The organism is Ruegeria sp. HKCCE4148 (assembly GCF_017872495.1).
In the GTDB taxonomy this organism is placed as follows: domain Bacteria; phylum Pseudomonadota; class Alphaproteobacteria; order Rhodobacterales; family Rhodobacteraceae; genus Ruegeria.
Map to the genome: position 1 here is coordinate 115,815 of NZ_JAEDOS010000007.1, position 19,405 is coordinate 135,219.

Annotated in this window: 19 protein-coding genes and 1 tRNA gene; 7 read left to right on the forward strand and 13 right to left on the reverse strand. The window is 53.6% G+C overall.

Annotated features, from left to right (window positions below; translation table 11 throughout):
• Positions 1-26 precede the first annotated feature (26 nt).
• Positions 27-1,124 carry a DNA replication/repair protein RecF gene (gene recF, locus I9187_RS17275; RefSeq protein ID WP_171181210.1) on the forward strand — a complete coding sequence of 366 codons (1,098 nt, stop codon included), beginning with the start codon at positions 27-29 and terminating at the stop codon, positions 1,122-1,124.
• Here recF and I9187_RS17280 read toward each other — a convergent pair.
• Positions 1,121-1,687 carry a carboxymuconolactone decarboxylase family protein gene (locus tag I9187_RS17280; protein ID WP_171181213.1) on the reverse strand — a complete coding sequence of 189 codons (567 nt, stop codon included), beginning with the start codon at positions 1,685-1,687 and terminating at the stop codon, positions 1,121-1,123. The genes recF and I9187_RS17280 overlap by 4 nt on opposite strands.
• Before the next feature lie 100 nt (positions 1,688-1,787).
• Here I9187_RS17280 and I9187_RS17285 point away from each other — a divergent pair, with 100 nt between their 5' ends.
• From I9187_RS17285 to I9187_RS17295, 3 genes are all read left to right on the forward strand, one after another.
• On the forward strand, positions 1,788-2,360 hold the full coding sequence (locus I9187_RS17285; RefSeq protein WP_171181215.1) for a TetR/AcrR family transcriptional regulator: 573 nt from the start codon (positions 1,788-1,790) through the stop codon (positions 2,358-2,360).
• Positions 2,361-2,474: 114 nt separating this feature from the next.
• Positions 2,475-4,892, forward strand: a complete 2,418-nt coding sequence (gene gyrB / locus I9187_RS17290; RefSeq protein WP_171181218.1) for a DNA topoisomerase (ATP-hydrolyzing) subunit B — start codon at positions 2,475-2,477, stop codon at positions 4,890-4,892.
• Between the two features lie 751 nt (positions 4,893-5,643).
• Positions 5,644-6,534 carry a LysR family transcriptional regulator gene (locus tag I9187_RS17295; protein ID WP_280923328.1) on the forward strand — a complete coding sequence of 297 codons (891 nt, stop codon included), beginning with the start codon at positions 5,644-5,646 and terminating at the stop codon, positions 6,532-6,534.
• A 351-nt stretch (positions 6,535-6,885) separates the two neighbouring features.
• Here I9187_RS17295 and I9187_RS17300 read toward each other — a convergent pair whose 3' ends face one another.
• Positions 6,886-7,707: a methyltransferase domain-containing protein gene (locus tag I9187_RS17300; protein WP_170486095.1), complete on the reverse strand. Its 822-nt coding sequence runs from the start codon at positions 7,705-7,707 to the stop codon at positions 6,886-6,888.
• An 86-nt stretch (positions 7,708-7,793) separates the two neighbouring features.
• Positions 7,794-8,648, reverse strand: a complete 855-nt coding sequence (locus I9187_RS17305; RefSeq protein WP_170486094.1) for a polyhydroxybutyrate depolymerase — start codon at positions 8,646-8,648, stop codon at positions 7,794-7,796.
• A gap of 212 nt (positions 8,649-8,860) precedes the next feature.
• Between I9187_RS17305 and I9187_RS17310 the strand changes: the two genes are divergently transcribed.
• The gene (locus tag I9187_RS17310) at positions 8,861-10,702 is read left to right on the forward strand and encodes an adenylate/guanylate cyclase domain-containing protein (protein WP_170486093.1); all 1,842 of its coding nucleotides are present in this window, start codon (positions 8,861-8,863) and stop codon (positions 10,700-10,702) included.
• Positions 10,703-10,866: 164 nt separating this feature from the next.
• Entirely contained in the window at positions 10,867-11,679 is an 813-nt protein-coding gene (locus I9187_RS17315; RefSeq protein WP_170486092.1) for a hypothetical protein, read from the forward strand.
• 474 nt (positions 11,680-12,153) lie between these two features.
• On the opposite strand, the gene I9187_RS17320 is transcribed toward I9187_RS17315, so the two are convergent.
• The 9 genes from I9187_RS17320 to I9187_RS17365 form a co-directional block, all read right to left on the reverse strand.
• Positions 12,154-12,858, reverse strand: coding sequence for an SDR family NAD(P)-dependent oxidoreductase (locus tag I9187_RS17320; protein WP_171239060.1), 705 nt, complete (start codon positions 12,856-12,858; stop codon positions 12,154-12,156).
• A gap of 327 nt (positions 12,859-13,185) precedes the next feature.
• Positions 13,186-13,941, reverse strand: coding sequence for a hypothetical protein (locus tag I9187_RS17330; protein WP_209940274.1), 756 nt, complete (start codon positions 13,939-13,941; stop codon positions 13,186-13,188).
• A complete protein-coding gene (locus I9187_RS17335; protein WP_170679181.1) occupies positions 13,880-14,194 on the reverse strand; it encodes a hypothetical protein in 315 nt (104 codons plus the stop codon). Before I9187_RS17335 ends, I9187_RS17330 begins: the two co-directional genes overlap by 62 nt.
• Positions 14,194-14,346, reverse strand: a complete 153-nt coding sequence (locus tag I9187_RS17340) for a hypothetical protein (protein ID WP_209940275.1) — start codon at positions 14,344-14,346, stop codon at positions 14,194-14,196. The genes I9187_RS17335 and I9187_RS17340 overlap by 1 nt, the downstream gene beginning before the upstream one ends.
• Entirely contained in the window at positions 14,339-14,503 is a 165-nt protein-coding gene (locus I9187_RS17345; RefSeq protein WP_170334772.1) for a hypothetical protein, read from the reverse strand. Before I9187_RS17345 ends, I9187_RS17340 begins: the two co-directional genes overlap by 8 nt.
• Complete coding sequence (locus I9187_RS17350) at positions 14,496-15,554, reverse strand: hypothetical protein (RefSeq protein ID WP_170679183.1); 1,059 nt, start codon at positions 15,552-15,554, stop codon at positions 14,496-14,498. Before I9187_RS17350 ends, I9187_RS17345 begins: the two co-directional genes overlap by 8 nt.
• Before the next feature lie 3 nt (positions 15,555-15,557).
• Positions 15,558-15,737, reverse strand: a complete 180-nt coding sequence (locus I9187_RS17355; protein WP_170428335.1) for a hypothetical protein — start codon at positions 15,735-15,737, stop codon at positions 15,558-15,560.
• Positions 15,737-16,243 (reverse strand): hypothetical protein, encoded by a 507-nt coding sequence (locus I9187_RS17360; protein ID WP_170679187.1) that lies wholly within the window; start codon positions 16,241-16,243, stop codon positions 15,737-15,739. Before I9187_RS17360 ends, I9187_RS17355 begins: the two co-directional genes overlap by 1 nt.
• Before the next feature lie 19 nt (positions 16,244-16,262).
• Positions 16,263-16,356 (reverse strand) — tRNA-OTHER (locus I9187_RS17365).
• 462 nt (positions 16,357-16,818) lie between these two features.
• Here I9187_RS17365 and I9187_RS17370 point away from each other — a divergent pair.
• Positions 16,819-17,796: an adenylate/guanylate cyclase domain-containing protein gene (locus I9187_RS17370; protein ID WP_348540132.1), complete on the forward strand. Its 978-nt coding sequence runs from the start codon at positions 16,819-16,821 to the stop codon at positions 17,794-17,796.
• 85 nt (positions 17,797-17,881) lie between these two features.
• On the opposite strand, the gene I9187_RS17375 is transcribed toward I9187_RS17370, so the two are convergent.
• Complete coding sequence (locus I9187_RS17375; RefSeq protein WP_170585298.1) at positions 17,882-19,354, reverse strand: DUF2779 domain-containing protein; 1,473 nt, start codon at positions 19,352-19,354, stop codon at positions 17,882-17,884.
• Between the last annotated feature and the right edge of the window lie 51 nt (positions 19,355-19,405).

The following is a 19,405-nucleotide window of genomic DNA, read 5'->3' on the forward strand; positions in this document are numbered from 1 at the left end:
TTTTTGACAAGAAGAAGGGAGGGGTCATGGGATTGGCCCTGACCGAGCTTACGGTCTCGCATTTTCGATCTCACAAACTGGCGCGGTTGTCTTTGGATGGGCGGCCCGTCGCGATTCATGGGCCGAACGGAGCCGGCAAGACCAACATCCTTGAAGCGGTATCTTTGTTTTCGCCTGGGCGCGGAATGAGGCGCGCGAGCGCGGCAGAGATGACGCGGCGGCCCGAGGCGTTGGGCTGGAAGGTGTCAGGGGTGTTGGGTGCGCAGGGGCAGCGATATGAGATCGAAACCTGGTCCGAGGGCGGTGCGGCGCGGCAGGTTCGGATTGACGAAAAAGCCTCGAGCCAGATCGAGCTTGGTAAACTGGCGCGGGTTGTTTGGCTGATCCCATCGATGGACCGGCTTTGGATCGAAGGAGCCGAGGGGCGGCGGCGGTTTCTGGACCGTATCGCGCTGAGTTTTGATCCGACCCATGCCGAAGCGTCTTTGTCATATGAAAAAGCAATGCGGGAACGGAACCGTCTGTTGAAAGAGCAGGTGAGGGATGCCCATTGGTATGCGGCCTTGGAGGGTCAGATGGCTGAGTCCGGACATCGCATCCATGCTGCGCGCCTTTCGGCGTTGGATTATCTGCGTGCCGCGCAGGATCGGGCGGAGACGGCTTTTCCGTCGGCTGAGCTGGAATTGATCCAGACTGAAGGCGCGATGCCTGAGACAGCAGAGGATCTGCGTGACGCCTTAAGTGAGAGTCGCTTCCGGGATCTGGCTGCGGGCCGGACTTTGGTAGGGCCGCATCGGTCAGACGTGTATGGGGTTTTTGCTGCAAAGGGCGTTCCGGCCAAGGATTGCTCGACAGGCGAGCAGAAAGCGTTGCTTGTGTCTTTGATTTTGTCGAACGCGCGTGCGCTGGCAGAGATGGTTGGGGCGCCTCCGATTGTACTGTTGGACGAAGTGGCTGCCCATCTGGACGCAGGTCGGCGCGCGGCGCTTTATGATGAGATTTGCGCTCTGGGGGCTCAGGCCTGGATGACGGGCACCGGGCCTGAGTTGTTTACTGAATTGGGGGACCGGGCCCAAACGGTGGTTGTCACCGAAGGGGATGAGGGCTCGGTCGTGACCGCTTAGGCCGGTTCGCTGACTTTACGTTCCCACAGGAAGCCGCGCATAACTTCGTCGACCGGGGTTTTGGCCATGTGGTTGACGTAGTTCGACATGGTTTTCTGTGCCAGGCCCAGCACCACATCCAGAACAGCGCGGTGTGAATAGCCCGCATCGAAGAACGCCTGCAGCTGTTCCTCGGTCGGGTTGCCACGTGTTTCCATAACTTGCAGAGTGAAGGTGCGCAGTGCCTCGAGCTTGGCCGAAGGCAGCGGAGTTTCATTGCGCAGCGCCTCGGTGATTTCGTCCGAGACTTTCATCATCTTGGCGATACCGGTGTGCGCGGGCACGCAATAGTGGCACTCGTTTTCCACGTTGATGGTCTGCCAAACAACGGTTTTCTCATCGTTGCCGAAATCGGTTTGCAAGAAGAGGCCGTGCAGAACCTGATAACCTTCCAGGTGCTGCGGGCTTTCGGCCATCACCTTGTGCAAACCGGGCAAGCGACCAAACGCGGCCTGCGATTTTTCGAGAAGAGGTTTGGACCCTTCGGGAGCGGTTTCGAGGTCGTGCGACGGAAAATTGGCCATGTCGGAACTCCTGTTTTTGGCGCGATGAATCGTATTTAGAGTTTATTGAACGATCGCTCAAGTATATACTTGAGTGAACGTTCAAGAATTGGTGATGCTGATGCCCCGGAAACCCGCATATGATCGTGATGCTCTGATTGCTAAAGCAAAGGACATCTTCTGGCGTCAGGGCTGGGCCGGGACGTCGTTGAAGGATTTGGAGCGGGAATTGAAGCTAAAGCCCGGCAGTTTTTATGCGGCATTCGGCTCGAAGGATGCGCTCTATGCGCTGACGATGGAAAGCTACACCCGGGAAGGCGTGGCACGCCTAAAGGCCTTGGCTGAAAAGTTGGGGCCCAAAGGGGCGTTGAAAGCGCAGCCCCGTTTGGTGATCGAAGCGGTCGAGAGCCCGACGAAAGCCTGCATGTTGGCAAAGACATATGCGGAGTTGCAAGCGAAAGATCACGATCTTGCAGATCAAGCTGCGCGGCACATGACTGAGATGAAAGCGTGTTTTGCCGAGCTGTTCCGAAGCGCTCAGAATGCTGGTGAAATTCGGTCTGAACATGACCCGGATCGACTGGCGGCGCGGTATCAGTCTGACATTCTTGGGTTGCGATTGTCGGCTGAGCGCGAGGATGTCGACGCAGAGGAAATCGCTGCGGATATTGCCGCTGACATTGATCGCTTGTGAGCCTGTAACCAGCAGGCAAAAAACGACCCTCGCAAACACAAAATCTTGGGGGATCGCGTGACATTCCCCACCAGAAAACGTATAAGTTACCAAAATAATATAGGTACTGACTGAATGTCCGAAGACGCACAGGCTCCTCAAGAATACGGCGCAGATTCCATTAAAGTTCTCAAAGGGTTAGAGGCCGTTCGCAAGCGCCCCGGCATGTATATCGGGGACACGGATGATGGCTCGGGCCTGCACCACATGGTGTATGAGGTGGTCGACAACGGGATCGACGAAGCCTTGGCGGGGCATGCTGACCATGTCACGGTAAAAATCCACGCGGATTCCAGCGTTTCTGTCAGTGATAACGGGCGCGGAATTCCGGTCGATATTCACCCGGAAGAGGGCGTTTCAGCGGCTGAAGTCATTATGACCCAACTGCACGCGGGCGGTAAGTTCGACAGCAATTCCTACAAGGTGTCGGGCGGTCTGCACGGCGTGGGCGTTTCGGTTGTGAACGCCCTGTCCGATTGGCTGGAATTGCGCATCTGGCGTGCGGGCAAGGAACATGTCGCACGCTTTGAGGGTGGCGAGACAGCGGAACATCTGAAGGTCGTGGGTGATTGCGGCGATCGAACAGGAACCGAAGTGCGGTTTCTGGCCTCGACCAACACGTTTTCGAACCTCGAATACTCATTCGACACGCTGGAAAAGCGTCTGCGCGAGTTGGCCTTCCTGAACTCAGGCGTGCGGATCATCCTGATTGATGAACGCCCTGCCGAGCGGTTGGAGACCGAGCTGTTCTATGAGGGCGGTGTCAAGGAGTTCGTCAAGTATCTCGATCGGTCCAAGACCCCGGCCATGCCCGAGCCGATCTATATCAAGGGTGAGCGTGACGACATCGGCGTGGAAATCGCGATGTGGTGGAATGACAGCTACCATGAGACGGTTCTGCCCTTCACCAACAACATTCCGCAGCGGGATGGCGGTACGCATGTCGCCGGTTTCCGGGGCGCTTTGACTCGGACAATCAACAATTATGCGCAGTCCAGCGGGATCGCAAAGAAGGAAAAGGTCAGCTTCACAGGGGACGATGCGCGTGAGGGTCTGACCTGCGTGCTGTCGGTAAAGGTGCCAGACCCGAAATTCTCATCCCAAACCAAGGACAAGCTTGTCTCGTCCGAGGTTCGCCCGGCGGTCGAAGGTTTGATGAATGAAAAACTGGCCGAGTGGTTTGAAGAAAACCCCAATGAAGCCAAGGGTATCGTCGGCAAGATCATCGAGGCTGCTCTGGCCCGTGAGGCTGCCCGAAAGGCCCGTGAACTGACTCGCCGCAAGACGGCGATGGATGTGAACTATCTGGCCGGTAAGCTGAAGGATTGTTCCGAGAAAGACCCGTCCAAAACCGAAGTTTTCCTGGTCGAGGGGGACTCGGCAGGTGGTTCCGCGCAAACAGGTCGGGATCGTCTGACTCAGGCTGTTTTGCCCTTGCGCGGGAAAATCCTGAACGTGGAACGCGCGCGGTTTGATCGAATGCTGTCGTCGCAGGAAATCGGCAACCTAGTGATGGCGCTGGGCACTGGTATTGGCCGCGATGAGTTCAACATCGAAAAGCTGCGCTACCACAAGATCGTCATCATGACCGACGCCGACGTGGACGGTGCACATATCCGGACGCTGCTGCTGACCTTCTTCTACCGGCAGATGCCGGAACTGATCGAGGGCGGGTACCTTTATATCGCTCAGCCACCGCTTTATAAGGTTTCACGAGGTAAATCAGAGGTTTACCTGAAGGATCAGGCCGCGCTGGACGACTATCTGATCAATCAGGGCGTCGAAGGGGCCGTGTTGAAGCTTGGCTCGGGTGAAGAAATCATCGGCCAAGACCTCACGCGTGTCGTGGACGAAGCGCGCCAGTTGAAACGTGTTCTGGACGCCTTCCCGACGCATTACCCGCGTCACATTCTGGAACAGGCTGCCGTAGCCGGGGCCTTCGTGCCAGGTGCCGTTGATGCCGACCTGCAAGGCGTGGCTGACAAAGTTGCTGCCCGTCTCGACTTGATCGCGCTGGAATATGAACGCGGCTGGCAAGGCCGGATCACTCAGGATCACGGCATCCGACTGGCCCGTATCCTGCGCGGTGTGGAAGAGGTGCGCACGCTGGACGGCCCCATGCTGCGTTCGGGCGAAGCGCGAAAAACCGGCAGCTTCACTCAGAGCCTGCAAGAGGTCTACAACACCCCGGCAACGCTGGTGCGTCGCGACCGTTCCCAAGTGATCCACGGACCGCTAGACCTGCTGCGCGCTATCCTGGAAGAGGGCGAGAAGGGTCTGTCGCTGCAACGCTACAAAGGTTTGGGTGAAATGAACCCGGATCAGCTGTGGGAGACAACACTGGACCCGGACGCCCGCACGCTGCTGCAGGTGCGCGTGGACGATATGGTCGAGGCCGACGATCTGTTCACCAAGCTGATGGGTGACGTGGTCGAACCACGCCGCGAATTCATCCAGAAAAACGCGTTGAGTGTTGAAAACCTGGATTTTTGATCGTTTGTAGGTTTGCGCATAACACTTCGCGCACCCCATAAGTTTACGTAGTTCGCCCATAGTTTTGCGCTGCGCGTTTGTCTGCATTAGCGACGAATTCAATCAGTTTATGGCTTAGTCGTCGCGGTTATGGCCCTTTGCATTGCTCAACCCCGCAAAGGGCCTCCCTAAGGAAACTTGGATTCTCGCGAAGGTCTGCGATGCGCAGAAAGCTGACTTTGCAAATTTTCAAGAAAGGCACCAAAGAAATAGCTTTCACCAATCGACAAACATGTCGCGTTATGGCCAGGCAAACGCTTGGTGGTGCCGAAAACAGAGCTTGTGAAGTTGTCCCAAGAGTTTTCTTCTTCGAAATCAGTGAGCTTCTAAAAGAACCGTCGCCCGCGTGGGTCGCATTAAACGGTTCGTTCGGCCGATTGTCACCAAATGTCGTCAGAACCTTCCCGGATACAAATTCATCATGTTCTGCACGTCCAGTTCACTCGAAAACGCATCGGGATTACTCCATATCACCTCGTTAATATAGGCGCGTTCCGAGTGAAGATCATTGTCCGTAGGCCGCGATTTCTGGTTTTCAGGAAAGCCTCTCTTGGTCCGACCGAACAGTCCACCAAATACGGTCCAGATGCTGGGTGACATTGTATGGGAAGCCATCTCATGGTCCTTTCCGAGTTACTTGTGCTGTCGCAACAACGGTAACTGTTCACCCGTTCTTCTAGTATCCGGCACAAAATTGTGCTGTTCTACAAAAATGAAGAACGGGTTCCGAAACTGGTCGGATATTCGTGTGTTCCTCTCTGTCTTCAGAGAAGGGTCTACGCTTGCGGCCTCCAGAAAGCTAAAGGTCTCCCAACCAACGGTTGCCCGACGCATTGATGTTCTCGAAAGAGAAACAGGCTTGACGCTTTTTGAGCGCGGTACGCACGGGTTCAAACCGACCCCAGAAGCCCTTCGCCTCATTCCCCTCGCCGAAGCAATCGAGGCTTCAGTCCTCGAATTTGCCGATTGCGCGAAGGAATTGACGTCGACACAACCCATCCGTATCACCGCTTATTCAGCAAACTTCTCTGCACGCATGATTGAAATCGTAAACGAGTTTTCCGCCGACAATCAGGATGTCGCATTCGAGTTTTTATCCAGCGTTCGGGCACTGGACCTGATGGCTGGGGAGGCCGACATTGCTTTGCGCCTCGCAAGAACCGATCCTGATCCTGACCTGATCTGCCGGAAGATCAGCACGGCGCGCTGGTCTTTGTTCGGCAGCAGGAATTACGCGGACAAATTTGGCTTGCCGGGGTCACCCGATGATCTGACCGGGCATCAGTTTGTTACCTTTCAGCGGGACGATGTACCGAATGTATTCCACGAATGGCTGACCGATCACGTGGCACCGGAACAGATCGTCATGTCTTTTACCGAACTGGAGCTAATGCACGCGGCGATTAGATCAGGACAAGGTCTTGGGATCAGCAATGTGAAGTTGGTTGAAACAGACGTGTCCTTTATCCGATGCTTCGACGAAATCCCCGAACTTGCGGTGCCGCACATAATGCTCATTTCGCCTGAAGCCTATCGTCGGCCAGAGGTTAGAGCGTTCGTTAAGTTCTTCGCACCTCGTTACGCTGCGATCTACAAGTCGTGATCCAGTGAAAATAGGCTGAGACTCTGCTTTTTGACACGAGGGCAAACTCTTTTGCACAAAACGGCAGTGAAGGCTTTTCATCAACGTAGCGGAAGAACTCGATATATACTCCGACCGGCCAGCGAAGGAAGAATTGGCCGCGTCGTCAAAAAGAGTTTTGCCAAGGTGGCTGAGAACTCGGAGAAAATGAACGCCCTGAATTGAACAAAGGTGGTTGTTCAACAGGGAAACGCGGCAATTTCGTTTCGTGGGCCCGATGCCTGCCGACACTATTCAAGCAAGTTAGCCTCGGTCATGCCCGAGCTTAAAGGTCCAGCAAAAACCGGGCCGAGCGTCGGCGCAACCCCATCGTCAGGCCACGCAAATGAAGCGGTACGTTAACAAACGACGTTCGTCCAAAGCCAGAAGTTGGTTCTGAACCATATCGCTGGCGATTTCCCCAAATAGTATCTGAGTCGTAACCGGCACGGTGCTCTTAGACTTGGGCTTCGAAACTCTCGCCTTTAGCCATTCGTAGCTTTCAGCCGTTGAATCTTCTTCGTCCAAAATCCCAAAACCTGCATCTTGCAGCAAACTGACCATTTCTTTCGGGGTCGCGAGATAGCTGATTAAGGCATCCATGGCCCATGGTGTCGGATATACAACGTCACCACCTTCACCCTGTAGAATGTCATAAATGCCAAATCGTGCTCCCGGCTTCAGGACACGACGGGCCTCTTTGTACACCGAAAGCTTGTCCGGGATGTTCATTGCAACATGGACAGTTACCGCGCCATCAAAACTGCTGTCCGAAAATGGCAGCTTTGTTGCATCTCCCTGAATAAACGTGGTTTGTTCATTGAGAGCGACCCAATCTGAAATGGTCTTGGCTGCGTCGCAAAACTCTTGCGTCAGATCTATGCCAGTAACCTTGCCCTGTACTTCTTCAGCAATTGTTCTGGTGACCCCACCCAGGCCACTACCAATATCAAGCACATTCGAACCTGGCGCTAGCTCCAGTTTCTCCAGTAGCTGTAAAGTCGCCTGTCTGCCTCGAAAATGGAACTCATCGATAGGCTCAAAATCAGCGGCGCACAGTTTCTTCGGGTCAACGCCCGCGGCCTTCAGGCGATCAGCTATTTGGTCGATCAGGCTACGGCTGCGACCATAGTGATCGGAAACCTGTTCTTTCATTTTCCCACCCTTTCATCAAACAAGTCGGGTGCTACTGAATTCATCTACGACCAAAGCAACCGAAGGGTATAAGGGCACTCAAGTGTTCAAGGTATAGCTTCGAACCAATCGAGCACCGCGTCCCGCCATCCCTCCGGCACGCCGTGTCCACCTTTGGTGACTTTCAGCCGGATCGAGCCTGCCTCACAATCCATCCAGTCCTTCTGCATCGAGTCGTCATCGCCAAAGCTGTTTTCCGCGCTACCCAAGCAGGCGTTCTCGCGGCGCCAGACATCCAAGCCCTTCATGACGTTACCCTGGTGAAAATCAACACCCTCCCATGTCAGCTGTCGGCCTTCGAACGGCACCATTCGATCCTTGAAGCCATGTACGTGAAATAGGTGAACTGGCGCATCGCACTCAGTGGTCATGGGCTCCCAGAATGCTCCAGCCACAGCGGCAAAGCCTCTTGCCATCTCTGGCGCTTGGCACGCAATGTCCCAGACCATCGAACCGCCGCGGGAGAAACCTGCGATCAGTATTCTCGACGGGTCTATACCGAAGCGCTCCACCGCGTCGGCGCGCACGGCGTCGATAAAGGCGACATCATCCCGTGCCAGGTCATACCCGTCAGCCACGCCCCAATCGAGGTCTTTGTTATTAATACTGGGCTGCCCGCTCGGCATAATCACAGCGTAGCCGCGCCGGATGAAAGGATCGACATAGGCGGAGTTCTGGATCATCCCTTTCCCAGACCGTCCATAACCGTGCAACCAAATGACGGCAGGCGGTTCATCCGGAACATCTGGTAGGGCCACGTAGTACTCACCGCCTTCCAGTGTGCAAGGTACATCTGGCGCGCCACACTCTCCGTCCGAGGCAAAGGCCTCTTTCGGACTTGCAGCAATAACAGCAATGACAATACTGAGCGTCAAAATGCGATTGCGCGTTTCGGGTCGCATCAAAAGTGTACCTTTGTGGTTAGGTCACAGAAAATCATAGCACAGCGTTGCGCATCTCCGAAGGCAGCGGCCAAGCGTTTGTGAACTATCTGAAGTTTAGGCAAAGTTGGCCGGTCGATCTCTTTCCAAATGAGTAGTTATGAGCTTGGGTAAGAACTTAGATTTTGTTCGAGAACCCAGGTAACTTTCATTAAAGTGGTACGGGGGGACTTATGGAACGCCGTCTAACCGCCATTCTGGCTGCGGATTTTGTGGGATTCTCACGCCTGATCGGGCGTGATGAAGAGGGCACGATTACCACCCTAAAGAGCTACCGAAAACTCATTGATGACCTCATCTCAAACTATGGTGGTCGCGTGTTCGGCAGCGCGGGTGACAGCGTCATCGCTGAATTCACAAGTGCAACGGACGCGTCCCGCTGTGCATTGGAAATTCAAAGAGAACTGAAAGCTCGCAACCTCGATCTGCCGGAAAAAGGGCGCATGAACCTTCGTATCGGAATACATCTCGGTGACGTCGTGGCAGATGGCGATAATCTGCTGGGAGACGGCGTCAACATTGCCTCTCGGTTGGAAGCAATCGCACCGCCCGGAGGCATTTGTGTTTCCAAAGCAGTTGCCGATCAACTTTCGGGAAAGGTGGACGCGGAATTTGCGCATGCTGGCGCCCATGAATTGAAGAATATCGCTAATAAGGTCGAGGTTTGGACCTGGCCTCCGGAACTTGCGGTCAAACCCAAGCGCAGCGCAGCGATCCGATGGACTGCCGCGACGGCTGTTGTCGCCACAGTTACCGCGATTTCAGCTTTTTTTGTCTTTGGAAGAGATGATCCGCGCGACCTTCCGTCAGGTGCGCGGATTGTCATTATACCTTTTGAAACAATCGGGGAAAACAAGGAAGACGAGTATTTCGCTGAAGGTTTGACGCGTGATCTTAATGCCTTGTTGGCGAAGTTCTCAAACCTGTTTGTTATAGCTCCCGAAGCTGGCGCCGACTTCAGCAGTCAGATAGATTGCGAAGCGATCAAGGATGCGTTAGGGGCCGATTACATACTTGGCGGCACGGCCCAACGGTCTGACTCGAAACTGCGGGTGACAACTACGTTCATCAATGCAAGGACTTGCCGTCAACTCACGCCGCCGGGCCCCTTTGATATGGACCTAAGCATCTCAAATGTCCTGGATATCCAGGTTGAGATTGCAAGAAAGGTCGCCTCGCAAATCGGCTCAAGCGATGCCCCGTTGTTCAACGCTTCTGTACAGCAGGCTATCCGCGACAAGGCACCGGAAAACCTGGAAGCCTATGAATGCTATCTGTTGGGATTCTGGTTTTATCAAAGTTTCAGCATTGAAGCGCATCGCAAGGCTCGGGACTGTCTACTGCGAACCGTGAAGGAAGAACCTGGTTACTCTCTTGCTTGGTCGCGATTGGCCTTTAACTATCTCGAGTCTAAGAAACGATCATTCGACACCGATCCGGATTGGGCAAATAAGGCCCGAGACGCCGCCACACGTGCACTTGAGGAAGACCCGGACAATGCGGATGCGCACTACGCCCTGGCAATCCTCAGCAGAATGACGGGAGAAGACAAGGCGGTCTTCTTTGAACACGCAAAGAACGCCACGGAGCTTAGTCCCAATGATTCCTGGATCCTCGCGGATCTGGGTATCTTTCTTGCTTACTCCGGCGAGTTTGAAAAAGGTAAAGAGTGGATTTCCCGCGCAAAAGACCTCAACCCCAAACTTCATCCTGGCTACAACAACGCTTGGGTGCTGCACGCGATCTTGCAAGACAATTATGATGAAGCACAAAAAGTCATCTTGAGCTGGGGTACGCCGAAATCCACCATGTCGATGGCAAGCCTGACTGCAAGCTATGCTTTGGACGGCGAGCAACAAAAGGCGCAAGAGATGGCGCGACGCTTGCAAAACGAACACCCGGAGTTTCTTGACGATCCACGCGCACCGTATCGAGCACGTGGAATGCCAACGGAGCTGATCGAAAAGATAATGGATGGGCTTCGCATTGCCGGTATTGAAGTTTCAGAGAACTAACGCCGAGATTGCTTGCAAACATCGCCTTCAGAAGGGCGGGCATAGAATGTTTGTAGCGGTTTTGGAACCAAGTTGCGCTTGCTACCTAACGCTGTTGCCGACACCGAATTAGGAGATTCGTTATTTCAAAGGACAGTTTTGCGGACACAGAGATTGGAAGACACTTGGCGGACGCTGCACGTCGTTGCCGCATGGTTTTCTTCACTGGATTACCGGCATCTGGAAAGTCATTCCTGTTGCGTCAGCAGATATCCATTGCGATCTCCTTGGGACGTCGTGTGCATATCATGCGTTGGGATACGGGGCTCGCGGCGTTTCAAACCGAAGATATACTCGCGAGGTATCCGGATGTTTCGGATGGAACTCATCCGTTGATCCGAAAGGCAGCCGGGCTGTGGGGGCGGAGAGCACTGGCGCGATGGCTGGCGGAGAATACCGACCCCACAGGCATGATTGTCGGTGAAGTCCCTATCATCGGAAACAGGTTTTCAGAGTTCATCCAGGCGCAGCCGGATCAGCTTGAGCCTGCCTTAGCTTCAGAGGAAACCAAATTCATTTATCCGGTTCCCACAAAGGGCTTGCGTGCCAATCTCGAAGCTATTCGAAGATCTACGTTTGCGAACCCCAGACATCCTGATGAGGCTAGGGACGCGCCACCATCCACAATGGAACTGGCTTGGCGTTTAACGTGTGCCAAGGCCGCAGAATTGGGCTTAATCTCTGAAGCGGATATTCATTCTCCGTACGAGGAGCTGATCTATGTGCGGTTTTTTGAGCACCTGCTGCAACACCGAAACGTTGTCAGAATTGCGGTCGATACGATTTATTCAGATGCCGGGTCAGCCCATGACCTGAATGCGAACGTCTTAGAACTCGGTGCTAGCTCAGACGAAGTAAAGTACGCAATCGCAGAGGTAGAGACTACTTTTTCAGCCGAAGCAGCCGCCCGAGAAGTTGAAAACTGGTATCGGGTGTAATCTCGGACAAAAGTCTGTTCGGTTGGCATTTCGGAATTTGCAAAGCTTGGTTGCGAAGGTCCGCGAATGGGATGTACCGGCTGCTTCACCCAGCAGGTTATTCGAGCTTTGGGGCGCATCGCGGAGGCAGCTCCATAAGAAGATTTGCGGGCTGTTGTAGATGAACTATCTGCGGTCAGAGATGAGACCCGAGAAAGCGATATGCTTGAGCGCGATATTGATAAGTTTTGTGGCCAGGTCGAAACCGCAATTGAAGGGTTTTAGTCAACCGTCCTGGACCTTTGTAGTCCAGTTCGGCTGGGGGATGGTTAGTGAGTGGGCCATCCCCCAACTTATAGAGAAGTGCTCAAGTTCTCGGCGTGCCTAAAAGGTCAAAAAGACAACCATAGGGCGCTAAAAGAAAACGACAGCTTTGTCTGCTTTTCAGGAAATTCAAAGTCCTCTTGTGAATGGCTGCTTCGGGCTGTCAGAGAGCTACCACTTTTCTCCGAAGGGGCGAATGTCGAGTTCGAATGTCCAGGCCGACTTGTCTTGTCGCACCAACATCAGAGCTGTCTCCGCAATCCGCTCTGGCTTGATAAAGAAGTCATCGGGTTCATCTGGTGCAAAGTTCGTTCGAGTGTCCTCGGTGTCGATCACACCGTCGATAACGAGATACGCCACATGTACACCCCTAGGACCGAGTTGCTTTGCCAGTGCATTTGCCAGCGTACGTTGGGCAGACTTTGAAGGCGCAAAAACAGTAGTCCAAACGTTCCCACGAAGCGCAGCGGTCGCGCCCGACACAATGATCACTCCGGAACCACGTTCGACCATCTGAGGCCCTAGAAGCTTTGCGGTAGTAAAAAGACCAAGAGCCCCGACGCGCCAACTCTGCTCGAACTGGAGCTCCGAAACGTCTTCAAGCGTTCCAAACTGTGCGAGGTCTGCGTTGTAGATAACGACATCAATTTCGCCTAGTTCGCTCTGGACTGTGGCAAGCGCTTTCTTCAAGTTTTCAGGGTCTCCGGCGTCGCATCTGTAGGATCGAACTGACGTATCAGTTGAACCGTCGTCACCGAGTGTGGCGCCCGAACGACTCAGCAGTGCGAGAGAGTAACCGGCCTGCTTGAAAACCTCAGCATATGCGGCACCCAAGCCCGGGCCAAAACCGATGATGAGACATACCTTGCCATCCATGACTTCTTCTCCTTACAGCTTTAGTCTCTTTGCAATCGTAGCACGAAACCTCTTGTTTCGTTCGGTGAGGGGCGGCAAAGTTCGCAAAGCTGGAATTGCAAAGTCTTGTTTTTAATGTCGGGTTTGGGCTGCTGCTCGACAGACGAGTATCTGGCCAATCTGGGCTGGCCATATCCCGAGCCTGACAGAAGGAAAGGAAAGACTTCTTCGGTTGAGAACAGATGGGCCAAGTCCGGAGGCTTACGACTTTGCAACTGGCAAAGATATGGTTGTTAAATAAGCAGCCCAGCGACCTCAAATCTGGATCGACTATCCTTAACCCGTTGCTTACTCCTGAACCACCAAGTCTTCAAAACGCCTGGCTCCAGCTTCTGGTAATGTTGCGAAACGAATTCCATCAAGACCAATCTCATCTCGGAGCTTTGCCAGATGTTTCAGGTCATAACCAGAGTCTTGAGGTACGACTAAGAGCGCCTCTGGTACAAGTCTCCTAAGGAGCCAAAGATAGCCAAGTGTATTTATTGCGAACTGTCTTTCTACTCTTGTCCTGTGCGCGTTTATTTCGACCGCTACTTTGGGCTTCCCATCAACTTCGATGACGTAGTCAGGATACAATGAACCTAGGCTCCTTCCGTCTTTGAGCACCGCGTTGTCGGATCCGAACATCTTGGGGCCATATACCCTTAGAAAAGAGAAAACAGTTTGATCAAAAATTTGCGCGCGTTGAGGAGAGGATAGTTTTGAAAGATTTGTATCCGAGTGCTTTTCTGCTCGCTCCTGTCGGAGTCGGTCGAACTCGGCCTTTAGCTCGACTTGTCTCATTTGTCCGCCGAAGACCTGGGGCGCTAGTCTTTCAGCAGTGGTCGGATCCAGTTCTTCTATTTTCATCAAAAACATGACCAGGGTCATACCCAACCAAGCTGGTCTATCTTTTTCTACGTCAGGAAATCTCTTTTTTAACCACTTGTATGCTTCGAGCGGGTTTCTCAGGGTAAGATCAAGCTGAAATGCTCGGCCCCCATCACCAAGTCTTCTTCCTTGGGTCTTCGATCCCGAGGTCGTCGAACACGTTGCCGCTACCATCAGTGATCTCGACATCATGGTCGTCAGTCACTAGATCCCAGGTGTTCTCTTTGACCCATTCATCCCGCCATTTGGGCGCATCGGCCGGACGCTGTGCAAAATCGGCGATTTGCTCGAAAATCATTTTGCGCAATGCAAGCCAGACCTCCGGACCCTCTCTGCGACGAGCTTGCAACTCTGCGATCAAGGCATCCAGAGGAACATCCTGCAACGGGCGCCCGAAGATCTCTTCTTCTGAAAAATCATCTGTCATCACTCAACATCCTCGACACTGATCGCCAAGACTAAGATCTTGTTTGGTTTTACAGTGGTTTCTTTTCCTTCAATCGCTCGGAGTTGGCCGTTCACCAAAGTCTCGCAGATTACGAAAATTGGGATTTCCTCTCCTGAAGTCTCGTCACTCATCTGGCTTACCCTTCGGATCAGGCACCTTTCGCGACCGGATCTCATCCGAGGTAATCGGCTTGGTAAGTTTTGCTCGACCGGCCGCAATTTCAGCCTCCCGAAGCCTAAGCAAACGCAAGGTTTGTTCATCCAGCTCAACGTCGTCATCATCACCCATCAGACTTCTCCCGAGTACAGTAACAGTGAGAACAGAGCACTTGAGACCTGTCGGCTGTCCGAACGATGTCACCAACGTGGCCACACTCTTCACACGTCACACCGCATCGAAACTCCATCCAGTCAGCGTACTCCTGAATGAGATCGTGGTATCGACTGAAACCGATGGAAATCTGGCCATCCTGGCCTTTCTTAATATCCGAGATCTGAATAGTTCCAGGGTCCAGTGCCCTGAATTCCTGACTGAAGGAAAGCTTGTGGAGTGCTTGCGAAATCATGACGAGCCAGCCCTTTCCGACAGCAGGAACAAGAGATGCGCAATCCGGGGAAACGAGGTCCGGATAGTTTTCCACAACGTCCAGCCTCAGGCTGTCGGGCCAGGATTCTTCGGCGCCCTCAAAACGCCGCCTCAGAGCATCATTGTAGCACCAGCTGCAAAGCGTCGTCACAAACCCAACGATGTTCTGGCGTTGAGCAGAATTAGAACAACCTTCACAGGTTTGCTCAATCTGATCGACACGCCATTGAATCTCTTCACTCGTAGCCTGGTTGCAGCCCGGGCCCTCATAGACGCGCAAGCCTCCCCATTTCTGTTTGATCTGAACGATGGACGGGTGTTCATCACCAAACAGGTCGGGCTGCTCGTCGATCAACCTCTTCACTTTCTCAAGTGCAAGCGTAAGCTGCTCCGCCCACCCGGCACGATACTCACCAAGCTGCTTGAAGACGCTTCCATGAATATCATTCCAGTCGACAACACTGCTCATCACTGACCTCCGGGCGCGCGCCTCTTTGAGATCGTGTGAAACCTGCGCCATAGCAGTCATCATATGGTCGACCACTTCGCGGTCATCACACTCGACATGCAGACCCTCGGTCGACCATGTGACGTCAGGGACGTGCGGAGCTGGGTAGTTGTGCGCCATCACCAAACGCATCTCTTCGGCGTACCAGGCGTCAAATGAGCGGAGATCAGCCGGCGCTCCATGGTCCTCGATCACACCTCGGACCTTTTCCCGGAATTCCTTCCAGCTCTTTTCGACATCACCCATCAGTTACACTCTCCAGAACTTGGTCTTGTTGAGATGGAAGACCCCTCTCGAGATCTGGCAAAGGGCAATCGGCGGGACATGACCGGTGGCCAGCGAGCTCGTATTCATGAGCTTCCGGGCGTAGTCCTCATCATCGTAGTCTTCCATAATCTTATTGAAGATCACTTGTTGTTCGGCGGTCATCACCAGTCCTTCTTCACGCACGCGGGGCACCGATTACGGTCATCCGTTCGGTCAATCTGGCCGTAATATCCGCAGACACCGCAGGTCATTCGATCTCGAACACGCTTTTTTCGAACGCCAAATAGCCGGTGCCGTTTCGGATGGCGCTTGGTCGCGACATCATGCGCGCACCAACAACACAATGTCGTGTACCAGCCGTCCAACAGCTGGGTCTCGGCAGCGTTTGAGCAGCGCTCACAGGTACGATTTGCTCGTGCAATCGTGGCGATGATCATCGACTGGATGTGTCGATCATCACACCTGTGGTAGATGCGGAGCTCTCCCAGCTTCCCCTTGATCTGGAGGACAAAGGGGTAGGTGGCACCCTTCAGATCGCAGTATTCCTTAACCTCTGTGAAGAGCGCGGTGACCAAGCCGGACCAGCCTTCGGGTGTGCGTCCGAGGCTCTCCTCGACCGATTGCTTGATATCGTTGAAATCAATTGTGTTCGTGACGTCGTCCGCCATGTCGGACACCTCCTAAGGATGGTAGGAGGCGTCGGAATCGAACCGACTCGTGCACTCTAATCTGGAGCAATTACAAGGATATAAGCCTCGCCCGCATACCAATGCTGCCTCCCGCGGATTTCGCGTGGGTTATCGACTTCAGGCCGATATTCGATGGCAGTGGATGCGTGTGAACGTCATGACCGCAAGCTGAACCAGTTCGCATAACCATGTCAAGACGGAGCGTGCTGCACTTCGAAATTCACCGCGTAGTTCTGGGAACCTTCTAGCTTAGCGTGTGCCAAAAAGAATGAAGCATCCTATTTTGCGGGCCAGTACAGCGTCGAGTAGTTCTCAGACAGCGAAGCGATTCGATGCCCTGTGATCCAGACTCGAGCTCAGAAACTCCGTCGATAGTTCGCTCTGAACCGACGCGCGTCTTTTGATCTGCGTCTGACGCGCTGTGTTCTGGAGAAATACAAAAGTCTTGATCTGACCAAACGTCAGCGGCAGCATTGACCTGCATCTTTCGAAAAATGGAGATCCCGGTTGCAAGACCTTGTAAGCCTCATTCCATTTAGCGTCTCGAGTCATTTGTGACGATACGTTCCTCACCTGAGCTGCTGGCGGTTTCGAGGCGTTGGTATGAAATACTCAGAACCAAAAAGAATACTGACGAGTTGCAGGATTTTCTGTCGCAAGCAGATGAACTAAGGTTCGTTGGCACAGGCGAAGGTGAGTTTTGGAGCGGGCAAGCAGTTCGCGATGGGGTTAGCGGATTTTTTGCGGAGATCCCGGCACCCGTCGTTTTCGAAGAAGTTGAAGCTGAGGCCTTCGAAAACGGAGAAACGGGATGGTCATCCTTCGTCCATAAGATTCAGTTTGTCGGCTTTGATGAAGCCGTCTTTTACCGCACCGTTCTGATTTTTGTCTTGGAGGGTGCGGCCTGGAAGATCATCAATCGCCACGCTTCAGTACCCACTCCAAATATTGAACTCGTGGGTAAAGAACAGCTGGCCATCCAAAAACTGGTGGATGCTGCGCGTGAAGATGGACCCGAGCTGGTCCAAACCGAAGGTTTGGCTTCGGTACTTTTCACTGATGTGGAGGGCAGCACAACGTTGGCGGAGGCGTTGGGCGATCAGCGTTGGTCGGTGCTGATCGAAAACCACTTCCAAGTCTTGGCGGCGATCATCGAAAAGTATCATGGCCAGTTCGTGAAATCCCTTGGAGACGGAACGTTGTCCGTCTTTCCGTCCGCGAAAGAAGCACTAACGGCCGCTATCAAGATTCAGGGGGCCATTGCATCGGCTTCCGAGGAGCCATCTTTCGGTGTCCGGATTGGGATTCATACTGGTGATGTCGTGCAATCTCGTGGAGATTTTTTTGGCACTGTGGTCAACAAAGCGTCACGCATAACGACCGTTGGTGCGGCGGGCGAGATACTCGTTTCAGATGCGACTCGTGCCATGGTCGGAGGACGAACCGATTTCTCTTTTTCTGAAATAGAACCCAGACTCCTTAAAGGTCTACGCGGTCACCACGTCTTGTATCGGTTGGAGTGGCAAGATTAAGTCTTGGGGGCGCCGTAACTCCGGTAATTCGCCTAGTCTCCTTGGGGAGCAGCACCGCAAGTTGTTTTGAGGTTCGCAGCACACCTCACATCGCCAGCAGTTCCCGGTGAATTGCGACCATCGCCCAGGTGTCGCGCGTGCAATACGCCACAAGATCAGAATAGACCTTCTCGCGCTCTGGATCATCCGGTTCGGTCAGTGTTACGTCCTTCCAAAGGCGAGACGCGCTCGCTCCCTCTTTGATGTCCAGATCATCGTATGAAAGTTCTGGCAAAAGCGCTGGAAGAACGGCCTTGATGGAGGCGCTTCCCTTGAACGCGGGATCGTTGATCACTTCATCCGCAAACGGCTTCATCAGATCAACTACGCGGGCGTTTAAGTCTTCCAGAAACCCAGCGTGCTCTGGATAGGTTTCCGCCATTTCCGTATTGCGCGATTTCTCGAACGGCGCATACCAAACCACTAAAGAGCCAACGTCTCCTATGTCCTCACGAAGCCTTTTCAGCAAGGCTGGCATCGGGTTACTGGCGTCTCGGTGGAGATACTCCCTGTGCTCAATTTCTCCGCCAGGCTCACGCTGGATATGCAAGGAATACTGGAAAGCCACTTGCTGATAGGGACGCGTTCCGTCCCAAGGTGGCAGCAAACTCTGAGACGTCTCGTAGTCAAAAAAATAAACCGGATAGACAATCTCGCTCAGAAACCTGCTCAACTCCTGATGGTCGATTGTGCGTGCACCGTTTGCCACTGCTCTCAAGTAGCGCTGTGTTGACTTGCCCAACACAGATGGATCACTGATCTCGTCAATCTTTGTGATCCCGTCTGCGATGAGTGCGGAGGCTTTTTCCGCGTTCATGAACGGAAGGCGGTGGATGCTGTCTTGCGCGATTGGAGGGTCGAGCTTCTCGCGGATCTCCAGCCATTCACCGTAGGATTTAAGGCGCGCACGTTCGGGGGACGGATCAGGCATCGTACCGCTGGCAACGACGCTCAATGCCTGATCGATACGCGTGCGTGTTTTTTCGAGCTGCTCAGTCACCGCATCCGTGATGTCAGTGATGCTGACAAGCTCTCGCGGATTGATTTCGCCGTTTCTGACGTAGTCACGGTTCACATGTGCCACTTCGCAGCGCGCAATGGGGAACCCGGCTGCCTCAAGCACGACACGCTGGAATGCGAGATCAAAAGTGTGCTCGGGCTTTGCAGAAGTCCCGCTCTTGATCTCTGTCAGAACGTACCCATCGTCACTGCGGCTCACGATGTCGGAGATGCAAGTTATGGTTCCATCTTCATAACGTCCCTGCGCCACTGCGTTTGCACCGTTTCTCCAAGCCTCCAAAGTACGCGCGGGCAGAGCCTGGTATTCTGAAAAATCTGAAAAACCGAGGTGAACGAGATCACCAAATAGCTCCTCAGCAAAAGGCTCAAACGCGTGCCCCTCGTCAAAGCGCGCTTGCAATGAGGGGTCAATCGGCGGCAACAGATGCCTGGCGTGTTTCTTGATCCATAGCCAGGCTGGGTGCCTAAGAAACATCATGTAATCTGATTTGGATAGCATCGTTTAATTTGCATCCCAGAATTGATGAAACCAGTGGAAGACCATCATGGT